This is a genomic window from Porphyrobacter sp. TH134, assembly GCF_002855495.1.
Lineage (GTDB): Bacteria > Pseudomonadota > Alphaproteobacteria > Sphingomonadales > Sphingomonadaceae > Erythrobacter.
Genome location: NZ_PKRO01000048.1, coordinates 1 through 19,473, shown reverse-complemented (window position 1 = coordinate 19,473; position 19,473 = coordinate 1). Strand labels below are relative to the sequence as shown.

The following is a 19,473-nucleotide window of genomic DNA, read 5'->3' as shown; positions in this document are numbered from 1 at the left end:
GCTCACGCACCTCAGGGGAAAACTTGTTCGTTGTCTTGCTCATCGTAGACCCTTCCTCTCAGGAGTTAGGGCCTCCGGCAATCCCGGGGCGGTTCACTCTGGGGTACGTGCAATCGTGCGATTCTGGCGCTCGGTTATGAATTGATGACACGGCGATCAGAACTGATCGCCTTGCGAACTCAGGATATCACCGAACTGGATGATGGAACGCTGAGAGTTCTCATCCGCAGCAGCAACGCTGACCCCTTTGGTTAGGGGCGCATCGCCTTCATGTCGAAGCAGACTGCCGACCTTCAGGCCAGACTCTAATCGCTCGTGGAGGAAAATCAGAGTAAGCGCTGTTTTCAGCCCACGTGTGCGTTCGGCAGGAGCTCGTCGATGCGCGAAGCTGGGTGACCATTGGCGAGGTTGGTAAGCGTTGCGGTCAGCCATGTGTGCGGGTTGATGCCGGTGAGCTTGCAGTTCTCGATGAGGGTGGCGATCACCGCCCAGTTGTCGCCGCCCTCGTCTGAGCCTGCGAACAGGGCGTTCTTGCGGTTGAGAGCCAGCGGACGGATCGCGCGCTCGACTGCGTTGTTGTCGAGATCGATCCGACCATCGTCGAGGAAGCGGATGAGACCGTCCCAGCGTGGAAGCGTGTAGCGGATCGCCTCCCCGAGGCGGCTCTTGGCGCTGACCTGCCTCCCGCGGGCTTCAAGGAACCTGTAGAGGTCGTCGATGATCGGCCGGCTGCGCTGGTCGCGGGCGTCACGACGCTCGTCAGCGGGTAGGCCGCGGATCTCGTCCTCAACGGCGTAGAGGGCAGCAATGCGCCGCAACACGTCGGCGGCCACAGGCGAGCTCTCGGCCAGCTCGTAAAACTTGCGGCGCACGTGCGCCCAGCAGAACGCGAGGCGGATCTGCTGATGACGCCGGGCAAGCGCAGCATAAGCACCATAGCCGTCAACCTGCAGGATGCCTGCAAAGCCCTGGAGATGAGCTTCGGGCCGCGCGGCCTTGCGATCGGCGGCATAGACATAGGCAACCATCGGCGGGTCACTGCCGCCCCAAGGTCGATCGTCGCAGGCATAGGCCCAGATCTGGCCCGTCTTGGTCTTCTTACGCCCCGGCTCGAGCACAGGCGCGGTGGTCTCGTCGGCGAACAATCGCTCAGATCGTCGCAATCGCTCGAGGATGTGGTCGCGCAAGAGACGCAGATACCAGGCCGCCCTGCCGACCCAGTCGGCAAGGGTGGAGCGATCAAGCTGGATGCCCTGCCGGGCATAGATCTGGGCTTGGCGGTAGAGCGGCAGGTGATCGGCATACTTGGATACCAGCACTTGCGCGATCAGTGCTTCGGTGGGGATCCCGCCTTCGACGATCCGTGCCGCCGCCGGAGCCTGAACAACCGCGCTCTCGCACGAGCGGCAGCCATAGCGCGGACGCCGGGTGACCAGCACGCGGAAGGTGGTGGGGACGACATCGAGGCGCTCGGCAACATCCTCGCCGATCTGGTGGAGCGCGCCGCCGCAGCAGGGGCAGGCCTTCTCCTCAACATCGACGATCTGCTCGATCCGCTCGAGATGGGTGGGCAGCGATCCGCGGTTGGTCTTGCGCGGACGTTCGCCCTTGGCCTTGGGCAGCGCGGCATCACGCGCGGCCTGCGCGCTGCCCAGCGCGGTCTCGATATCCTCTAGCGCGAGCTCAAACTGATCGGGATCGAGCTGCTCGGACTTGCGGCCAAACCGGTGCCGCTGGAACGCTTCGATGATCGCCTGCAGCCGTTCGATGCGAGCATCGGCCTTGCTCTTGGCATCGGTGAGATCGGTCAGTGCGCGGGCCTGTTCGAGGACGAGCGCACGCAGCGCATCGACGTCATCGGGAAGGTCCGCTTCGAGGAGCATGACCCAGTTGAATCAGCCTGCAAGCGCCCCGTCAAGCAGCAATCTGGGGCGCGATCGGACGGCGTCCGCCGTGCACGCGGCGCCAGTCCAGACCCTCGAGCAAAGCACCCAGTTAGGCAGCGGTCAGTCGCATCACGCCCTCCTGAATACGGGGCCACTTGAACGCACCTTGCTCCAGTCTCTTGGCCATCAGGCACAGGCCTGTTCCGTCCCACCAGATCAGCTTGATCCGATCGGCCCGCTTGGCGCGGAACACGTAGATCACGCCCGAATAGGGCTTGCCGCCATACTCTGCCTCCACCAGCGCGGCGAGCGAGTCCGCTCCCTTCCGAAAATCCACGGGCTTCGTCGCCACCATCACCTTCGTGCCAGGTGCCGGGCCAATCATCGTGATGCTCGAAGTGCGGTGATGACCGCGGTGATCGTATCCATATCAGCGCCGCTGCCGATCCTGACCAGCGCGCCGCCGATCTCCAGCTCGATCTGCGCGGCCTCAGCGCGGCGCCGCCGACGTGAACGGCGAGGAGCGTGGCTAGGCTCGGGGGACACCTCGGGAGTGATCATCACTGGCACGAATGCTGAAGCCTCTTGCTTCAGCGCCGCTGGAACGGGGAGACCTTGATCCTCGCACCGCCTGACCAGCTCCTTCCGCCAAGTGTATATCTGGGAAGGGTCCAAGCCGTGCCTACGGGCAACGGCAGTGACCCTCTCGCCGCCAGGCCAGCACTCCGCGAGGATCGACGCCTTTACCGCGTTGGGCCAATCCCTGCGCTTGCCAACGCCAGTGAAAACCTCGAACCGGCGAACGCCCTTGCTCATAGGATTATCACCAGTGATCATCACAGGAGTAGTGCCTCAACCAACATCAGGGGGCGGACACTCGGCGCTTCAGATCAAGCGTGCAAGGTGGGCTCAGGACATCGCTTACAAATCAGGGGGTCACGTCAGCGGCCACTCAATGCGAGTGGGTGCTGCGCGGGACCTGTTGAAACGGGGGTTCGATACAGCCGCCATCATGCGGGTAGGCGGCTGGAAGTCGATGAACGTACTTGCGCGCTATCTCGAGAAGGCCGAACACAACATTTGCGCTTAAAGAGGAGCAGACCGAACTGCCGTTATGTAGGATTGTCTGGTTTGGGGATTTTTCGGCCTGACCAAAGCTTTCAACACAGCCCCATCATGCGAGGTCGCGGAGCTCCGCAGGCTCATCAATCATTTCTATGATATCGCTTGCCAGACGCTCCATGATTTGGCTCCGCGCAAACAATTTTCGGAACTCGGAGCGGTCGGGCTCGGGAGGGTTTTCAATGAGTCGATCAATAGCTTGTGCCATCGCACCAGCATCGAGCGGCTCGAAGACTTCTGCATCAGGGAGGTGCTCTTTCAGGAACTCCGCCGCATGTCCCGCAACACCTGCGAGGATCGGCTTCTCCGTAGCGGCGTATTCGAAGACCTTCGAAGGCAGTACCTTGCGAAAGGCATCAAGGTCATTGAGATGAAGGAAAAGAATGTCAGCCTCGCGATAATGATCGAGTAAGCTCGACCTTGGGATCGGAGGCAACAATTCGACATGGCCCATGCCGGCAGCAGCAATAGCAGCTTCCAGAGCCCTCTTGCGCCCGCCATCACCGATCAGGCGAAACCTAGCCCTACCCTCGAACCGCTTGGCCACATGCGGGACAATCCTGTGAAGCCCCTGGCCCTCCCCCATATTCCCTGCGTAGACGATAAGTGGCTGCTGGCCTCCGGCACTGGGCTTGCGGAAATCCGAATCCGAGAAGATCGAATCGATACCGTTGGTCAAAACTCTCAGCTGCGTTTTCGGCGCAATTGACTGAATATGAGATGCGAAACCTTGCGAAACCACGTTGATACGCGAGGCTCGACCAAAAGCTCTGCGCTCAATCAAGCGAAAGACCGGCATGAGGGACTTGAGGGGACTGCCCGCCAACAGTTCGTCCATATTGTCAGTGAATAGGTCGCGGATATCCAGATAGAGAGGGACATCCAGTCGCTGCGAAATGTGGGCACCCAAACCTGCCGTCATCAGTCGAGATGAGGTTGCGAAGACTGCATCCCATTGCCGTGAGCGCGTAAGCTTCCTAACGCCTTGGGCATAACGGACATAAGCTCGCGCCTGGTCAGCCATTCCGCTCTCGTGCGAAGGAAGCTCTATTCGATGCACCCTGAGCCAGCCGCGATCTTCGAAGGCCGGTGCCTCCGCGCGCAGACTGGCATAGCGGTTTGGCCGAGTTGTGATGAGGTCGACATCGAGGCCCTTGGCGCCCCAAGGCTCCAGGGCGTCGACCAGCGCTTGCATGCGGAATGAACCAGCGCTCAAGTCCGGCGTAAAGTAGTTGGAGAGCATCAGCAACTTCACCGCGCGCTCCAAGCTAGTTCGTAGCTAAGGGCATATGGTAGCGACCGAAAAGCGCTGACGCGAATCGCCTTTGTATCACTTCTTTTGCCAAACTCGGAGTGCCAGCTTGAAGGAATTACTTCAACAATTCCCCCTGCTGCTGAAAATGTAGCTTGGCGACCGCCCTCGATATCGCTTAACTCCACAACACTATTATCAGTATGAGCGACAGCGCTTATCCCCTGGGCCAAGTGGAAATAGGCCTCAAGCTGGTGAACGCCACAACCTTCGACCGTGTCTGCAACAGACAACTTGCCTTCGCTGAGGCACCACTTGCGTCGATGCACCGGGCGGCCGGGCCGGTGGGCGTACCCATCATGCGCACCATGCGCGATCAGGCTGGTCTCGTCTCCGTAGACAGCAACATCGAACGGCTTGGCTCGGCGTCCGACACGAAAACCGGACCAAACTTCCGAAGAATTCTCCCCATCGAGAACCAAGGTGGAATGCGCTGCGGTGCCCCGCTGACGCTGTCGCTCGGGGCCTGTTCCGTATACGGATGTGCCTGAATTTACGAAAAAGCGCTTTCCACCAAGAGAGATTTCAAAACTGAGCGTGTCCGCATGTGCGTGACCCGGCAGGTAGTCAGGCCCTATGCGAGCGAGGTCGGCAATAACAACCGCGTCCCCTAGCTCCAGACGCGCATAGCCCGATTGTACATGATGGGTGATCCCAGCGGCTGGCGGCTCGATGGCAAAGCCCAAATCGTGGGCGTAGCGAAGCAGCTCAACATTGTCAGGCGCGATACCGATCGCCGAATCGTTGAAGAATGCGACCTCGCCGTCGGGGTGGCTCATCGCAAGCAACCATGCAAACATAGAAGGTACACGAGATACCATGTCATCTGCAATTTCGTCTAACCCGAAAGTCCGCGCCACATTGGCCAAGTCCAGTAAATCTTCCAGCGCGATGGCGTGATACATCGGGCTCAATTCGAACTGGCCGCCGTCAGCTAAGATCTGTTCTGGCAGTTCGCGGGCAAAGATACTCCGGCCCAGCGCCAGCCATCTGTCCGCCTCGTCTCCTGCAAAGAACAGGCCTGCAAAAATCAGCGCTTTGGCATTGGCGAAAAGATGATTGCCCAGCAAATGCCATTCAAGCCGCCGCTCAAGCCAGCGTGCCTGCACCGCGAGCCAATGCAGCATATCTTCGGTCGGCTCGTGCTCACCCAGAACCCATTTGATCCAGTTCACGATCCGCAGCGAGACCGGATAGGGCTCCCAGCCAGAACCCGAAGGAGGCGGATTCTCGGCAATCCATCGCGCGATCAATGCACGGTGCCAGACTGACCGCCCGACGGCCCCTTCTGCATTAAGATCGTCAAAATAGTGCAGGTTATAACGCCACAGCTTGGCGAGGGCCGGATCATCCCATCCGTGCCCATCCAGATCGGCTTCGTGATTGAGAAAGCGGAAGCAGGTCGGCCCTGTCAGGCTTGTCTTGCGTGACGCAGGCGTGACCCATTGTCCCGAGCCCTGGCGCCGGGCCGGAGCCGGAGATAGATCAACCCTCGGCTGCGCGAACCGGAACCGCACGCGGCCAGTCAATTGCTCGCGCTTGAGATGGCGAACCGTGCGCCAGAGCCGGGCGAGTTTGCCGATGGCTGTCAAGGGACGGGTGGTAGGCACGGTCAGATCGTATGTTCGTCCTCAATCACGGAGGGCATTTGCAATCTCGATCGAGACGCGGCTACTTTCGAATACCTCTCCGACCGGAATCGCGGATTTGCCTTCGCCGCGTACGGCCTGCATGAAGGCGGCGGCACAAGCACTCTGCCCCTTGTCCTGCCGCCATAGCCGCGCGCCCTTGATGCCTGCCCATCCCCACAATTTCAGCCGCAGAAAATTGTCGAGTTGCATTACCCGGCCTGCTGCGAAAACCTCCAGCCTTTCTTTGGCCACGGCGTTGTGACCATTGGCGAGATAGTGGATCGTGCCGACCGATCCGTCGGTGAATTGCAGCGTGATCACGGCCTTGTCTTCGCGCACCGCGACGGCGTCATTTGCGCCGAGCGCCACCGCATGATACGCGGCAATCGGCGCCCCGGCCAGATGGCGAAGCAGGTCGATGAAGTGGCAACCCTCTCCGACGATCCGTCCCCCTCCGACGGAGGGATTCTGCGTCCAGTGATCAGCAGGAATTTCGCCCGAGTTAACTGTCATGATAAAAGCCTTTGGCAGGTCGATCCGCGACAACAACTGCTTCATCTGGACGATGTGCGGTGCAAATCTCCGATTGAATCCCACCATCAGCTGCAAATCCGGGCGCTTGGCCTTTTCCGCTTCAATCCGCGCCAGCTCATCCAGTGTGAGACACAGGGGTTTTTCACAGAACACGTGCTTCCCGGCACGCAGCGCCGCAATGACCTGCGCCGCATGGGCATTGTGGCGTGTCGCAATGACGACAGTGTCGACACTGTCATCTGCCAACGCGTCTTGCGGATCGGTGGAGGCTTTAGCAAAGCCATGCTTCTTGCCTGAATGCACCGCGCTGATCCCGCCGGAGCTGACCACTGTCGCCAATTCGGCGCCTGCAGCGGCAAAAGCCGGGATCAGCACGCGACTGGCATAATTGCCCGCGCCCAGAAAGGCGACCCGTCCCTGACCCGAGCTACCGGCTTCGGGCGTCAGGATTATCCGGCGTTCCTTTTCCACCCGTTCGGCCAGAGCGGTGCCAGGGTAGTTGATCAGGATGCCCATGGAGGGTTCGCCCGATGTTAGCAGGTCCATCGCCGCTGCTGCCTGATCGACATCGAACCTGTGCGTGATGAGCGGCTTAACGTCGATCGCGCCCGATGCCATCAGGTCAAGCACGGCTTCGAAATTGCGCTGTTCGGTCCAGCGGACAAAGCCAATCGGGTAATCCTGCCCATCTTCCTCATAGGCAGGATCGTAGCGCCCCGGCCCATACGAACAGCTCACCTGAAAGGTCAGCTCTTTTTCGTAGAAGTCATCACGCAGTAGGTTGAGGCCGACCACGCCGACCAGCACGATTCGGCCGCGCTTTCGACACATCTGTGCGGCCTCGTGCATCGGTTCGTTGCTGTCGGTAGCGGCCGTGATAATGACTGCATCGACGCCGTTCCCGCGCGAGAATGCGGCAGCTGCATTGAGCACATCTTCGCCAGCACCCGGATTGACCGTGTCGGCACCGAATTGCCGTGCCAGCGCCAACCGTTCCTCGTCAAAATCGATACCCAGAACACGGCACCCCTGCGCGCGCAGCATCTGCACCACCATCAGTCCTATCACCCCGAGGCCGGTAACAACCACGCATTCGCCAAGCGTCGGGTTTGCCAATCGAAGGCCCTGAAGCCCGATTGCACCGAGCACGGTAAAGCTTGCCTCGTCCGAAGAAACATTGTCCGGTATGTGAGCGCACAGACTGCGTGGCACAGTCACGAACTCGGCATGCTTGCCATTAGAGACAACCCTGTCGCCCACGGAAAAGCCTTCTGTCCCTGCGCCCTTTTCAACAACCCGCCCAACGTTGCAATATCCCAGTGCCAGCGGCTGATCGAGCTTACTCTTTACCGCATCATACGTCGCCGCAATGCCATCCGAACGCGCCTTGTTGATCACCATCTTGACTTTGTCGGGTTGCTGCCTCGCCTTGGAAATCCAGCCAGACTTGCCGAATTTCACTAACATCCTTTCGGTCCCGGCGGAAACGAGGCTCACCTCGGAAGCGATCAACAACTTGCCTCTGCCTGCGCGGGGAACAGGTACATCTTCAAGCGTGGTGGTGCCGTCTCTAAGCGACTGAAGGACTTGTTTCATTATGAGTATTTCCGAGACTTGAGTTTCTTGGCCGGAATGCCCGCGACAATATCACCGGCTTCCACATCTTTAGTGACAACGCTACCAGCAGCGACAACCGCGCCTTCGCCGATGGTTACACCGGGCAGGATCACGCAATTGGCGCCGATCCATACATCTCTGGCAATGGTGACGTGGGCGCTTTCATGCCCGGCATCGAAGATCCTCGCTGGCAGCGGAGGCACTGCATGGTTCCGCGAGAGTATCTGGGTGCGATAACCGATCAAAACCCGATCCCCGATCGTCACCCCGCCTCCCGTAGTAACCAGTACCCCCGACGCAAAGTCGACATCATCGCCAACATCCATATTGCGGCCCGGAGAAATAAAGACGCCGGGATAATAGACTACCCTGCGGCCGATCCTGGAACCAAACACCAACCGCAGATAAAGCGACTTGAAGAAATTGAGCGTCCGGAAGCGTGGCAGCAGGAACACGCAGGTGGTCACGGTCTCCGCCAGAACCAGGAAGAACGGTCGGAAGAGTTTCTTCCAGATCATAGGCCACTCAGGAGCGCGAGGATTTGGGAGGTGCGCTGCTCAATCGTGGGAAGGCGTTTCAGGCGCTGACGCCCTTCGGCCACCATGGCCGCGATCTCTGCCTGCCCCTTGGCAAATTGGCGGAGGCCCGAAACCAGCGAGGCAATATCATGCGGCTCGACATAGATGGCCGACCCGCCACAAGTATCGCGGGCAAAGTCACGGTCACTGACAAGCAGCGGGCGCCCAGTCAGCCAGGCTTCCATGTAATTGTTGCTGAAACTTTCAAGATCAGCGATGTTCAACACCACTGTCGCGTCGTCATAGGCTTCCTGCAGCCTGTCTGGCGGGAGTGCGCCGAGAAATTCGAAATAGGTGTCGACCAGCCGCGCCTTGGCTGGATCGGGATGGACCATCGCCGCGAGAAATGCGTTGCGGGTGATAGACACGGCAAATCGCACATCCAGCGCTTCGTCGGCGATCATTGGCAAGGCCTCGAACAGCCGCCACAGGTTCTTGTGCGGATCGGTCCCGGCTAGAATCAGGAACCGGACGGGTCCGGTGTGTGGCGGTGGAGACGCCTTGAGGAATGCCGTGGGCGTAGGCGGAATGACAGAGCTGCCTGCCGTGACCAAACCGGCCCGCTTTGCGCGCTCTAGCATGGTGTCCGTTTCAAAGATCAGATGGTCTGCCTGTCTGAGGCGAGCTTTCCTCAGAGCATTTTGCGCCCGCTTCTTCACCTTGAAACCAGGCGGAAGATAGTCCCAATAAGGTGAGTCGTCATAGACAAGTGTCGGATAGGCCACCCCAACTAGCTGCTTTAGCCCGGTGCGTGCGGGCAGGCCTGGCCCGAAGAAGGTGTAGCTGTGGGTCACGCCGTGCTGGCGGGCGATGCAAGGCAATTCGACATGCTCGAACCGTAAACGGCCCACAATCGAAGAAGGGGCAACCACCAGTTCGCTGAAGTCGCTAACCGTTTCGGTCCTCGGGAATTTGTCGGAAACCAAGATGAACTCAAACATCTTGGTCCCGCCCTGTCCTGCAATATGGGCGAGAAAATTGGTCGCCAGCTGAGCCCCTCCGCCCGATTTGATGCCGGATAGGTCAAGCATGGCTTTCATGATAACATGCCTCCCTTCACCGGCTGCGCAAGACGAACCGCGGCGACAGCAGCAGCCACGCGAAAACCACGGCCGGGCCAATGACCGTAAATGCGGTGATCAAATCGCCGCGCATCAAAATGAACATCGTTCCCGGCAGGAATACCTTGAGGAAAGTCCGGAAATCGAGCGCATCGATCCTGTCTGCGCCATCGATCGGGCGCGAAACCTTGCCCAGCAGGAACAGGAAGACGATCACGCCGATCCAGCCGAAATTGGCATAGCCTTCGATCCACAGGGGAGCCGAAAGGTTTGTGAACTCGAAGTCCAGCGCAGTGCCGATTGATGCGCCCGTACCTACCGGCTTGTCGTCCCAGATCGATCTGGGGACCCAGAAAAACAGCGCCGCCAGCAATTGCTCGCCCCAGCTGATCTCGAATTCCTGTCGATCGGTGGCGATGAACAGCGCCGCCGTCATCGCAGCGACGTCGAAGCTGCCTTCGGTGTAGGTTGAGAAGATGGATTCAGACAGGGTCCGCGGCGTGTTGAGCGCAGAGGAGCGAGCATAATGCGCTAGAGGGTACATAACGAACATTCCAAGCACAATCGCAAAGGTCTGGATACCCATTGTTCGCACATTCGAGGTCACAAGCCAGAGGAAATAGAAGCTCAGCACAACCCCGCCCAACCATGCGCGACTGACGGCTATGGGGAAGTTTACCAGCGTGAACAGCGGGATCTGCACCGCAATCAGCAACAGCAGCGGGAGGCTGATCCTTCGCGCCCGCAGAAACCATAGGTTTGCAAGCAAAGTGATGAAAATCGGAATGCGCATCAAGGTCGTCTGGACCAACCGAGTTCCCCGTGTCAGGCCCAGTTCGATCGCCTCGTTGAGCGAGGTCGCCCGGTCGCTCATCAGGGTGGAAATCGGGGTGGTTAAAGGGCCGAAATAGGCCGCAAACGCAATCGCAATCGCAGAAAACAGGAACAGGCGCGTCTCGGTAATGGCGAAGACCCGATCCGCTCCGGCATCCCGGCCCTGAGCGGCAAGCCGTGCCTTGCGGTCAGGCCGGTATCCCACTTCGAACGCTGCAATCGATGCTGCGATGATTACGATGCACACCGCCATGTTCGCAAATGATGGCAGAATGCGCCAAGGCAACAGGCCTACTGAAATCTGGTACAACGGGATCACCCCGCACCAGACATAAATGAAGACATAGAAAGCCATGGCCATGAACGGCAGACCGAGATCGCCTGACAGGCGAATCAGGCGCAGGGTGGCAAAGCTGGTCAAGAGCCAGAGACCGAGCTGTAGCGCGAACTTCTCCGCGCCCGAATACAGCCGAAAATTCTGGTCGATCGAAAGCAGCAAAGCGCCAGGAATTATCACAGCGAGGCTGATCAACATCAGGAACTGGCTGGGTCCGAACGTGACGCCGCGCACTCTCATCTCCGTTCCGCGGCAATGCGCGTAGCCGTGCGCCAATAGGCGAGCCAGTGGAAGCCAATTTGCAGCACACATCCGACCGCGAAGGCCTGTGCGAAGAACACCGCCCCGCCGCCAATGATCATCGCGGCCAGCATGGGCGCCGCCCACATGAGCTGCGCGATCAGAACGAACAGACCCCGGTCAATCGAGGACCAGTAGGAAATGAACATAAGATGAACGATATAGAGCGCCGCACTAATGCCGAACCATATTCCCAGTGCAGGGGCTGGCTGCACCGCGAATGCGGCAAGTTCCATTGCGCCCGGCGCCAGCCACAAAACTACAAGTGCAATTCCGCCGAGCAGCAGGGCAAACCCGATAGCAAAGGACTTCAAGCACACCGTGTCACCCAAATCTTCCGCGTTCCCGGAGAAACGCGAGAGCAGGTAATGGCTGATAGAGGAGGCGGGAAATGTGCAGATCAGGAAGACCTGATAGATGATGTTGAATTCCCCGACGTCGCGCAGGCCCCCGGTTCGCGTCATGACATTGACGGCACCTGCGACAACGGGCGCAGACAGGACGGCCGCCAGCGCGATGGGAAGGCCGACCTTGCGGAAGATCTGTGTCACTACGACGCGATATCGCCAGATCACTGCAAAGCTGGGCCGCGCGCCGAGGATACGTAAAGCTCCGCCTGCCATCAGAACCAGGAAAAGCAATCGGGATGCCAGCAATGCCCCCAGCACCCCCATGAGACCCAAAGTCCCCGCTCCGATCGCCGCGCCGCCAACCGCAAACACAAATGAAAGCGCCGCGGCCACCAACATCCCGGGCAAGGCGCGCAGTCCATAGGAGGTTCCCTCGAATGCGGTGGTGCTGGCCATGATCAAGGCAAGAGCAAAGATAACCGCCCCGGTCGTCTCGATCCCGAGAACCGCCGAAACTGCTGTGGGCGTTACCGCGACCCAGAACGCGGATGCCACCACGGCCAGCACCCACGATAACGTCAGCGTCGACGAAACCGTTGCCACGACCAGCTCCGGGTTGTCGGCATGGTGCCGCGCCGCCGTGGTGTTGCAAGTAACGTTCACGCCGACCGCCGAAAGAGTCGCGACGCTTGAAGTGGTGAGAACCACGTAAGAGAAAACGCCGAAGTTCTCGCTATCGAGCAGCCAAGCCGCAATTAGGCTGAACGCCACCAGCATCGCACGCGACAAGACTGCGTAGGCCAGAACCCTGATGACTTCGACACCCATGAATCAGTTCCATGCACCGCACGCATCGACGATTGCGCCCTCTGGTTGCGCCATGCCTGCGAATGCCGAATGTTTGACTAGCATTACGTGGATGTCCGCGCCTGCCGCCGTGGCGATATCCGTCAGTTTCGCCGAGGACAGTTTTGGCGGCAACGCATCGATATTAGGTTCGACTATGAATAATGGATTGGGCTGGTCGAGGGCAATAGCCTGCGCGATCTCAAGCGCCGGGCTCTCGCGCAAATCATCAATATTAGGTTTGAAAGCTAGGCCGTAGATCGCAATAGTTAGATCGTCAGCGCTCTTATCCGGTTTGTCCTGCACCGTGTCCGCAATTGCTTCCCGAACCTTTTGTAGAACCCAGTCAGGCTTTCCATCGTTCACCTCGCGCGCGGTCTTAACTAGGCGCGCCAACTCCGGCGTTTTTGACACGATGAACCACGGATCGACCGCAATGCAATGTCCACCAACTCCAGGGCCGGGTTGAAGGATGTTCACCCGCGGATGGCGGTTTGCCAGCGCGATCAGCTCCCAGACGTTGATATCTAGTTTGTCGGCAATGAGTGAAAGTTCGTTTGCAAAAGCTATGTTTACGTCGCGAAAACTGTTCTCAGTTAGCTTCGCCATTTCAGCAACTCGCGGTCCCGACGCAACAACGCACTCCCCTGTGACGAAGCTTCTGTAGAGAGCAACGGCAAATGCCGAACAGCGTGGGGTTAGGCCCCCAATTACTCGGTCATTAATTATCAGCTCCTGCATTACCTTGCCGGGCAGCACTCTTTCGGGACAGTAAGCGATGCGGATATCCGAAGCCTCTCCAGCGTCCTGTGGGAAGCTGAGATCAGGGCGAGCTTCGGCGAACCACTTGGCCATAGCTTCCGTCGCTCCGACGGGGGAAGTCGATTCGAGAATGATGAGGTTGCCCTTGACGAGAAGAGGCGCGATTGCCCGCGATGCCGCTTCAATATAGGATAAATCCGGTTCGTGGTTTTCCCCTTTGAATGGAGTTGGCACCGCGATCAGGAATGCCTCTGCTGGCTCCGGCTTTGTGGTCGCGCGTAAATAACCCTCCTGCACTGCGGCATGCACGATCATGTCGAGATCGGGCTCCACAATGTGAATGTCGCCGCGATTAATCGTGCTCACAGCTACTTCATTCACGTCAACGCCGATCACATGGATTTTGCGCGAGGCAAACATGGCCGCCGTGGGAAGGCCAATGTATCCAAGACCTATGACGGAAATTCGTTTAAACCGGTTTTCCATTTTCGCTCTCGATCAGTTTGAACGTGCCCATTCCAGAATGGCGGTCGCGATCCGGCTCGAAGCCAGACCATCGCCGTACGGGTTGTGCGCGCGTGACATGCGTTCATAAGCCGCCGGGTCGTCCAGCAGGGTAGCGACTTCGGCGACGATCAGGTCAGTGTCGGTACCGACCAACTTGACGGTGTTGGCCTCGACTGCCTCTGGCCGTTCGGTCGTGTCCCGCATTACGAGCACTGGCTTGCCAAGCGAAGGGGCCTCTTCTTGGACACCGCCTGAGTCAGTCAGGATTACATCAGCCCGGCGCATCAAGTGGACGAAGGGAAGGTAGTCCTGCGGGGGAATAAGGCTCACTCGGCCGATTGCGCCGAGCCGCGCCTCGACTGGTCCCTTGACGTTTGGATTGAGATGAACCGGATAGACGATCTGTATGTCGTCACGCTCGGCCAGGCGGGCCAGGGCATCACAGATCCGCTCGAAGCCACCGCCGAAACTTTCGCGCCGGTGGCCCGTGACGAGCACTAGGCGGCGCGCCGGATCAATGGCGAAGGTTTCGTCGAACCGTTTGCTCGTGTCGGCATCGTGGTCGAGTTTACCGACTACTTCGAGCAGGGCGTCGATTACCGTGTTACCCGTGACGGTGATGTGGTCCTCAGGCACGTTCTCTGCTAACAGATTGTGCTTTGATTTCGCGGTCGGCGCGAAGTGTAGGCGGGCAATCGCGCCCGCGACCTTGCGATTTATCTCCTCGGGCCAAGGCGAATAGATGTTTCCGGTCCGGAGGCCCGCCTCGACATGGCCGACCGGGATGCGCTCATAAAACGCGGCGAGCGACGCGGCGAGTGTCGTTGTGGTGTCGCCGTGCACCAGCACGAGATCGGGCGAAGCGGCGGCCAGAATATTCTTTAGGCCAATGAGGACGCCGCGCGTGATCTCGAACAGATCTTGTCCGGGCTTCATGAGGTTAAGGTCGTGATCCGGCACGATGCCAAAGAGATCGAGCACCTGATCTAGCATTTCACGGTGCTGCGCCGTAACGCAGACCCGCGCGTCTATTTCCGGCAATCCCTGAAGCGCCTTAACGACGGGGGCCATCTTGATGGCCTCCGGGCGAGTGCCGAAGGCTAGTAAAACCTTTAGCTTACGTGTCATTTGATTGAAACTCACTTACTCTGGCGCTGGTAATTTGCCAAGGCTGGGGCGGTGATTGACGTCGGGAATATTTGCCACATTGATGAGGCGTGCCATCAACTGCGCCGGGTCTCCATGGAGTGAGAGCACGATCAGCGATTAGACCAACGCCGTCTCGTCTGTAACGCAGCAAATTGCTTGATCGTCGTCAAAAAACTTAATCACCATGCATCGAAAAAAGGATCAAAGTTTTTAGTCTGCGGCAAGTCAGGAGCCGTTCTATCATTGTCCGAACTGCTCGAGAATACCGACAAAACCTCTTTTTTGGAGAGACTGTAGTATTTTACCAGTGCAGCGATCTTGTTAACGGCCTCTTCTCTCTCAATTTCTTGGACCTCAAATGCTTCTCTTTCTTGCATAAGATAACCCTTAATCCCAATTAATTCATTGAAGGAATTTTCCAAACTACTGATAACGTAAACTAGCTGGTTTCCTGCCATCGCTGGAACCACCCCAGTCGATCAATGCCTGCCTAACAATCAACTTGATTAAGCGGTGCAGCGTTATCCGAGCCAAAGTCCCGAGCGAGTATGGCGCCATGCTCGCCAATCTCTAGTCCCAGCGCTTCGAATCCCTCGCGTTTGTGAACCAGAAGACGTGCTGCAATCTCACTTTTTTCAGCGATTCCCAAGAGTGAAAGCGCGTAAGCACAAACCTGATTGTGGATGAGGGCACTGAAGCGTTCAACCCTCACCAACCCGCGCTCAGACAATGGCCGGAGCGTGTAATAGGTTGCGCCCAAGCTGATCCCCAATTCATCAGCCATCTGGCGCTGGGTAGTTTTCGGATTGATGGCGATGAGGCGCTAGGCTTAGCACCTTCCCGGAGTTGCTGAGCGCCCCTTAGCATCAAGAGATGGATAACCAAAAGCTACCGCACGGCATCACCAACGCGGTGCACCGTGCAAGGGTTGATTCGGCCAAGACCCAAGAGCGGCATAACGACCGAGCTTGAGCAATACAGTCGGCGCGGGTGACGGCAAGCTTTTTTGCGGGCCTTGTTCGAGCCCGCGCTCGCACCCATTATCGCCGTCAAACCGACGCATACTTGTATCGGCCTGCCGAGCCCTGTCGTTAAATCGTGGCCTAGTCGGCAAACCTCGGCTAGGCGAGCCACCAGCACTTCTCGTTCCATGTGGGGGCATACATGGCAGACTGGTTTCTGGTGCAGGTGAAGCCAAACGGCGACCGCAGCGCTAAGCGTAATCTTGAGAGGCAAGGTTTTGTTACCTTCCAGCCGATGGAGAAGCGCATGGTGGCACGTGCCGGGGGGATCCGAGAGCAAACTCGTCCGTTCTTTTCGGGCTATTTGTTCATCTCCTATCCGGGCACTGCCGCTCCATGGTCGCTCGTGAACTCGACCTACGGCGTGTCTCGCTTGGTCAGGTTTGGCGCGCGGCCGGCGCCCGTTCCTTGCCATGTCATTTCTGAATTGCGAGCAGCGTGCGATGCCAACGGTATCGTCACCCTGCCACCCGGCATTGCGGCAGGTGCGACGGTCGAGGTCAGCTTGGGTACGTTTGCCAATTTGATCGGCCAGGTTGAGCAGCTATCGCCTGACCAAAGAGCCATGGTGCTGCTTGACTTTATGGGCAAGCAAACCAAGGTCAGCCTCCCTTCGGCCCACCTTCGGGTGATCGGAGGGAGCGTGAAGCATTCAGGGGGTTATCGGTGAAGAAGGTGTCGAACACCGTGCTGGCGGTTTATCCGGCCGAGACCAGCCCCGCGGCAGAGCACCACGAAATGGGGTCGTCCGTGTCCAGAGCTGAAGCCTTGGTCAAAGTCCCTAATGGGCGCCTAGAGCCGGAAGCAGATGCCACCAGAATTGATAATCGTGAGGCCAAGGCCGGTAATCGGGCTGTTCGGGAATTGCCCGGCCTCGCCGCGGTTCTACCCCATCGGAATGCGAAGCTCTTTCACCAGTTCGAGCTCCCGCTTGTGCTCGCTGGTGCTTTCGTTCCAGCGATCGCTTTGTGGAGCGCACTCGACCGTGCGCTTTTTGCCGGCGCCTTTGCCGAAAGCTCAGTCGCGCTAGCCATTTCGATCAGCGTGGCATGGTACATCCTTGCGCGGTTAAAGGATCATGCGAATGCGCGGCATCTCTCTTATGTTTTGCCGGTTAACATGCTGGTCTTTACGGGCATATTGACCTTGGTCTCGCTTCTGAGGGTTCCTTACTCTGGATCCTACTATGCGACGGGCGCGGCATGCGCTGTGATGACGAGCTTCCTTCTGGCAGTTTATGGGCGACGACTGTTTCGCCCGCATGTCGTCGTATCCGGAGGCCGCGCGATGGAAATTGCTTTGGGTGGGCATTTTCTCGCGGCGCCGCCGCTGGACGATCTTGAGCGTTTGATTGAATCAGGTTGGCGGGATTGGGCTATCGTGGCCGACCTGCACTATCCGCACTCGGAGCGGGGCGAGCGGCTGTTCGCAAAAGCCGCGCTGGCAGGCATTCCAGTGTATCACTACCGCCAAATCGCAGAAATGCAGTCTGGTCAGGTGAAGATCGCGCACCTTAGCGAGAATGATCTGGGGTCACTGCTGCCGAACGTATCCTATGCCTCGGCTAAACGGTTTATCGACGTCATCGCTGCTTTGGCGTTGATCCCCTTTTGTCTGCCGTTGTTCGCCGTTCTCGCCATTCTCATCCGGCTCGACTCCCCTGGCCCGGCCTTTTTCATTCAGGAACGGATGGGCTTTCGCGGCGAGACATTCCGAATGATCAAGTTTCGGTCCATGCGGCCGCGCGATCCGGTGACGGAGAAGCTAGCGGGACGCGACGATGCGATGACCAAAAATGATGATGATCGGATCACACGGATAGGCCGTTTCATCCGCAAAACGCGCTTGGATGAACTGCCTCAGGTGCTGAACGTGCTGCGCGGCGAAATGAGTTTCATCGGCCCTCGCCCGGAGGCGTGCTCACTATCTGAATGGTACGAGGCGGAGCTTCCATTCTATTCTTACCGGCATATCGTTAGGCCTGGTATTACCGGGTGGGCCCAGGTGAATCAGGGACATGTGACCGATGTATCCGACGTTCTTGGCAAACTCAGGTATGATTTCTATTACATCAAGAACATCTCTCTTTGGCTTGACGTTCTGATCGCTTTGAAAACGCTGCGCGTCATCGCGACCGGGATTGGAGCTAAATAGCGATTGGCGATTACCTCATGATGCATGCCCCCTTGCGCTTATTTGTCCGCCAATCTCTCGGATCGCCTCCTAAAGAACATTGTTGTCGGCCAGCGTGAACGCCTGATCCGATCGAGGGCCGCCGCTGTTCCGGGCACAGGCAGTCAGCTTGGAAACACATCGAATCCGGGTGGTCCCACGACGGCAGAATGTCAGCGATTTTTTGAAGCCGTTCGGGGACCTAAATTCGGTCATCCCTAAAGATCCGCTTGAGCTGAAACAGGGCTAGCACCAAAACTGTCGCCCCAAAACCAGCTACCCAGTCCAAGATATCTGGTTCGCGTCCCAGCGCCATCAAACCCTGACTGGTTTCAATAAGAGCATTGAAAATTGCGAGCCCGAGCAGAATCGACAAAAGGCTTAGCTTGGGAAACGCCAGCACGGCCAGAACAGAAATCGCTAGGAACGCGGCAATATGGTTCACCTTGTCGTTCTGACTGCCAACGTAAAATTCACCAGCTGGCAAGTTCGCAAGAAACAATAAGGCAATGGCAATTGCTGCCAGAATCAAGCGGGACCATATCATCGATCATGCTCCCAGGAAGAATCTCTGAGCGCCACTGAAGGCATGATGCCCATCACTTGACTGATGTTCAGTGAATTATTCGACTGCACTAGCGACGACGCCTGACACGGTCAGACACAAAAAAGCCCCCGATCAACTCGGGGGCTTTCCTGCAGGAGCAATAAGATGCCTCAAAATTATCCGCTGACCGGCAGGTTGGGCTCGTCGACATCCGCAATGAGGATGATACCGCCAATTACGCCTGCAGCAGCGACCACGCCAATGATGATACCGTTGGAGCCTTCAGCTCCGTTTTCGTCACCCGTAAGCGGGGCAATAGCCGGTGCAAATGCACTCTGCGCCACCACAGGGGCAGCCACCAGAGACGCAGCTGCGATACCAGCTGCAATCTTGTTAAACTTCATTGTCGCCACTCCGTCTATAAAGGTCTTCAAATCCTGCGTACCGCATCAGGCTTAGGGTCGCAACCTTAAATTTGCGTCAAAGGCCTTTGCGTATGGCCCTTTGCTTCTTCAACCATTGCCCAGTTTAGGGGCCCTGCAGCTTAGTTTCGTCACCAGAATCCAGCACGTGTCGACTCGGTGTTACCGAGGCGGCCGGATTGCCCCCGAGTGCCTCCGAGGCTCATTGATCGCGGCGCTGCGCGGTGAAGCTATTCGGCTAGCAGCAGGTCAACCTCTTTGCGCCACCGTCTTGCTGAAAGAGTCACTGAGGTGTCGCCAAAACGGCTTTGTGCCGTCTTGAGCGCGTATCCGATTTGCCAAAAGGCGAATCGGTGGAAGGGCGGACAGGCATGCTACCTTGGCAATATTAGACCTGTTGCGAAAGTGGGGATTAGGGGATTCCCGTTTGGCGTAAAATCTGATTCACGCTTTGGATGCAGAGGTTTTGCGCTGAGCGGCTGAT

General features: G+C 58.2%; 19 protein-coding genes. 3 read left to right on the top strand and 16 right to left on the bottom strand.

Annotation, left to right across the window (positions count from 1 at the left end):
• Nucleotides 1-344 precede the first annotated feature (344 nt).
• From tnpC to tnpA, 3 genes are all read right to left on the bottom strand, one after another.
• Nucleotides 345-1,883, bottom strand: a complete 1,539-nt coding sequence (gene tnpC / locus C0V72_RS14340; protein WP_101794821.1) for an IS66 family transposase — start codon at nucleotides 1,881-1,883, stop codon at nucleotides 345-347.
• A gap of 112 nt (nucleotides 1,884-1,995) precedes the next feature.
• On the bottom strand, nucleotides 1,996-2,241 hold the full coding sequence (gene tnpB, locus C0V72_RS14335) for an IS66 family insertion sequence element accessory protein TnpB (RefSeq protein WP_267893445.1): 246 nt from the start codon (nucleotides 2,239-2,241) through the stop codon (nucleotides 1,996-1,998).
• Between the two features lie 26 nt (nucleotides 2,242-2,267).
• Entirely contained in the window at nucleotides 2,268-2,702 is a 435-nt protein-coding gene (gene tnpA, locus C0V72_RS14330) for an IS66-like element accessory protein TnpA (RefSeq protein WP_233999965.1), read from the bottom strand.
• Between tnpA and C0V72_RS16825 the strand changes: the two genes are divergently transcribed.
• Entirely contained in the window at nucleotides 2,584-2,976 is a 393-nt protein-coding gene (locus tag C0V72_RS16825) for a tyrosine-type recombinase/integrase (RefSeq protein ID WP_101794818.1), read from the top strand. The two genes, tnpA and C0V72_RS16825, sit on opposite strands and share 119 nt — an antisense overlap.
• A gap of 84 nt (nucleotides 2,977-3,060) precedes the next feature.
• Here C0V72_RS16825 and C0V72_RS14320 read toward each other — a convergent pair whose 3' ends face one another.
• The 11 genes from C0V72_RS14320 to C0V72_RS14270 all read right to left on the bottom strand — a co-directional run bounded on the left by C0V72_RS14320 (nucleotide 3,061) and on the right by C0V72_RS14270 (nucleotide 15,637).
• Nucleotides 3,061-4,263, bottom strand: a complete 1,203-nt coding sequence (locus C0V72_RS14320; protein ID WP_101794824.1) for a glycosyltransferase family 4 protein — start codon at nucleotides 4,261-4,263, stop codon at nucleotides 3,061-3,063.
• Nucleotides 4,260-5,930 carry a heparinase II/III family protein gene (locus C0V72_RS14315; protein WP_199797803.1) on the bottom strand — a complete coding sequence of 557 codons (1,671 nt, stop codon included), beginning with the start codon at nucleotides 5,928-5,930 and terminating at the stop codon, nucleotides 4,260-4,262. The genes C0V72_RS14320 and C0V72_RS14315 overlap by 4 nt, the downstream gene beginning before the upstream one ends.
• A gap of 21 nt (nucleotides 5,931-5,951) precedes the next feature.
• Nucleotides 5,952-8,081, bottom strand: a complete 2,130-nt coding sequence (locus tag C0V72_RS14310) for a bi-domain-containing oxidoreductase (protein ID WP_101794817.1) — start codon at nucleotides 8,079-8,081, stop codon at nucleotides 5,952-5,954.
• The gene (locus C0V72_RS16795) at nucleotides 8,081-8,620 is read right to left on the bottom strand and encodes an acyltransferase (RefSeq protein ID WP_101794816.1); all 540 of its coding nucleotides are present in this window, start codon (nucleotides 8,618-8,620) and stop codon (nucleotides 8,081-8,083) included. The genes C0V72_RS14310 and C0V72_RS16795 overlap by 1 nt, the downstream gene beginning before the upstream one ends.
• Entirely contained in the window at nucleotides 8,617-9,720 is a 1,104-nt protein-coding gene (locus C0V72_RS14300; protein ID WP_101794815.1) for a glycosyltransferase family 4 protein, read from the bottom strand. Before C0V72_RS14300 ends, C0V72_RS16795 begins: the two co-directional genes overlap by 4 nt.
• A gap of 16 nt (nucleotides 9,721-9,736) precedes the next feature.
• Nucleotides 9,737-11,188: a hypothetical protein gene (locus tag C0V72_RS14295; protein ID WP_143704617.1), complete on the bottom strand. Its 1,452-nt coding sequence runs from the start codon at nucleotides 11,186-11,188 to the stop codon at nucleotides 9,737-9,739.
• Nucleotides 11,149-12,390, bottom strand: coding sequence for a hypothetical protein (locus C0V72_RS14290; RefSeq protein ID WP_101794813.1), 1,242 nt, complete (start codon nucleotides 12,388-12,390; stop codon nucleotides 11,149-11,151). Before C0V72_RS14290 ends, C0V72_RS14295 begins: the two co-directional genes overlap by 40 nt.
• Before the next feature lie 3 nt (nucleotides 12,391-12,393).
• Nucleotides 12,394-13,656 carry a UDP-N-acetyl-D-mannosamine dehydrogenase gene (wecC, locus tag C0V72_RS14285; RefSeq protein ID WP_101794812.1) on the bottom strand — a complete coding sequence of 421 codons (1,263 nt, stop codon included), beginning with the start codon at nucleotides 13,654-13,656 and terminating at the stop codon, nucleotides 12,394-12,396.
• 12 nt (nucleotides 13,657-13,668) lie between these two features.
• Nucleotides 13,669-14,820 (bottom strand): non-hydrolyzing UDP-N-acetylglucosamine 2-epimerase, encoded by a 1,152-nt coding sequence (wecB, locus tag C0V72_RS14280; RefSeq protein ID WP_324761547.1) that lies wholly within the window; start codon nucleotides 14,818-14,820, stop codon nucleotides 13,669-13,671.
• A gap of 185 nt (nucleotides 14,821-15,005) precedes the next feature.
• Complete coding sequence (locus C0V72_RS14275; RefSeq protein ID WP_143704616.1) at nucleotides 15,006-15,248, bottom strand: hypothetical protein; 243 nt, start codon at nucleotides 15,246-15,248, stop codon at nucleotides 15,006-15,008.
• Between the two features lie 68 nt (nucleotides 15,249-15,316).
• Entirely contained in the window at nucleotides 15,317-15,637 is a 321-nt protein-coding gene (locus tag C0V72_RS14270) for a winged helix-turn-helix transcriptional regulator (RefSeq protein WP_267893446.1), read from the bottom strand.
• A 353-nt stretch (nucleotides 15,638-15,990) separates the two neighbouring features.
• Between C0V72_RS14270 and nusG the strand changes: the two genes are divergently transcribed.
• Nucleotides 15,991-16,518, top strand: coding sequence for a transcription termination/antitermination protein NusG (gene nusG / locus C0V72_RS14265; protein WP_101794808.1), 528 nt, complete (start codon nucleotides 15,991-15,993; stop codon nucleotides 16,516-16,518).
• Nucleotides 16,515-18,002 carry an exopolysaccharide biosynthesis polyprenyl glycosylphosphotransferase gene (locus C0V72_RS14260; RefSeq protein WP_233999964.1) on the top strand — a complete coding sequence of 496 codons (1,488 nt, stop codon included), beginning with the start codon at nucleotides 16,515-16,517 and terminating at the stop codon, nucleotides 18,000-18,002. Before nusG ends, C0V72_RS14260 begins: the two co-directional genes overlap by 4 nt.
• 220 nt (nucleotides 18,003-18,222) lie before the next feature.
• On the opposite strand, the gene C0V72_RS14255 is transcribed toward C0V72_RS14260, so the two are convergent.
• Nucleotides 18,223-18,567, bottom strand: a complete 345-nt coding sequence (locus C0V72_RS14255) for a hypothetical protein (protein ID WP_101794807.1) — start codon at nucleotides 18,565-18,567, stop codon at nucleotides 18,223-18,225.
• A gap of 176 nt (nucleotides 18,568-18,743) precedes the next feature.
• Nucleotides 18,744-18,971 carry a hypothetical protein gene (locus C0V72_RS14250; protein ID WP_101794806.1) on the bottom strand — a complete coding sequence of 76 codons (228 nt, stop codon included), beginning with the start codon at nucleotides 18,969-18,971 and terminating at the stop codon, nucleotides 18,744-18,746.
• Nucleotides 18,972-19,473 lie beyond the last annotated feature (502 nt).

Excerpts from the sequence above, each read along its gene's own strand:
- nusG (WP_101794808.1), top strand. The coding sequence starts at position 15,991 with ATGGCAGACTGGTTTCTGGTGCAGGTGAAGCCAAACGGCGACCGCAGC.
- tnpA (WP_233999965.1), bottom strand. The coding sequence starts at position 2,702 with ATGAGCAAGGGCGTTCGCCGGTTCGAGGTTTTCACTGGCGTTGGCAAG.
- C0V72_RS14290 (WP_101794813.1), bottom strand. The coding sequence starts at position 12,390 with ATGGGTGTCGAAGTCATCAGGGTTCTGGCCTACGCAGTCTTGTCGCGT.
- C0V72_RS14310 (WP_101794817.1), bottom strand. The coding sequence starts at position 8,081 with ATGAAACAAGTCCTTCAGTCGCTTAGAGACGGCACCACCACGCTTGAA.
- tnpC (WP_101794821.1), bottom strand. The coding sequence starts at position 1,883 with ATGCTCCTCGAAGCGGACCTTCCCGATGACGTCGATGCGCTGCGTGCG.
- C0V72_RS14300 (WP_101794815.1), bottom strand. The coding sequence starts at position 9,720 with ATGAAAGCCATGCTTGACCTATCCGGCATCAAATCGGGCGGAGGGGCT.
- tnpB (WP_267893445.1), bottom strand. The coding sequence starts at position 2,241 with ATGGTGGCGACGAAGCCCGTGGATTTTCGGAAGGGAGCGGACTCGCTC.
- C0V72_RS16795 (WP_101794816.1), bottom strand. The coding sequence starts at position 8,620 with ATGATCTGGAAGAAACTCTTCCGACCGTTCTTCCTGGTTCTGGCGGAG.
- C0V72_RS14255 (WP_101794807.1), bottom strand. The coding sequence starts at position 18,567 with ATGATATGGTCCCGCTTGATTCTGGCAGCAATTGCCATTGCCTTATTG.
- C0V72_RS14250 (WP_101794806.1), bottom strand. The coding sequence starts at position 18,971 with ATGAAGTTTAACAAGATTGCAGCTGGTATCGCAGCTGCGTCTCTGGTG.
- wecC (WP_101794812.1), bottom strand. The coding sequence starts at position 13,656 with ATGGAAAACCGGTTTAAACGAATTTCCGTCATAGGTCTTGGATACATT.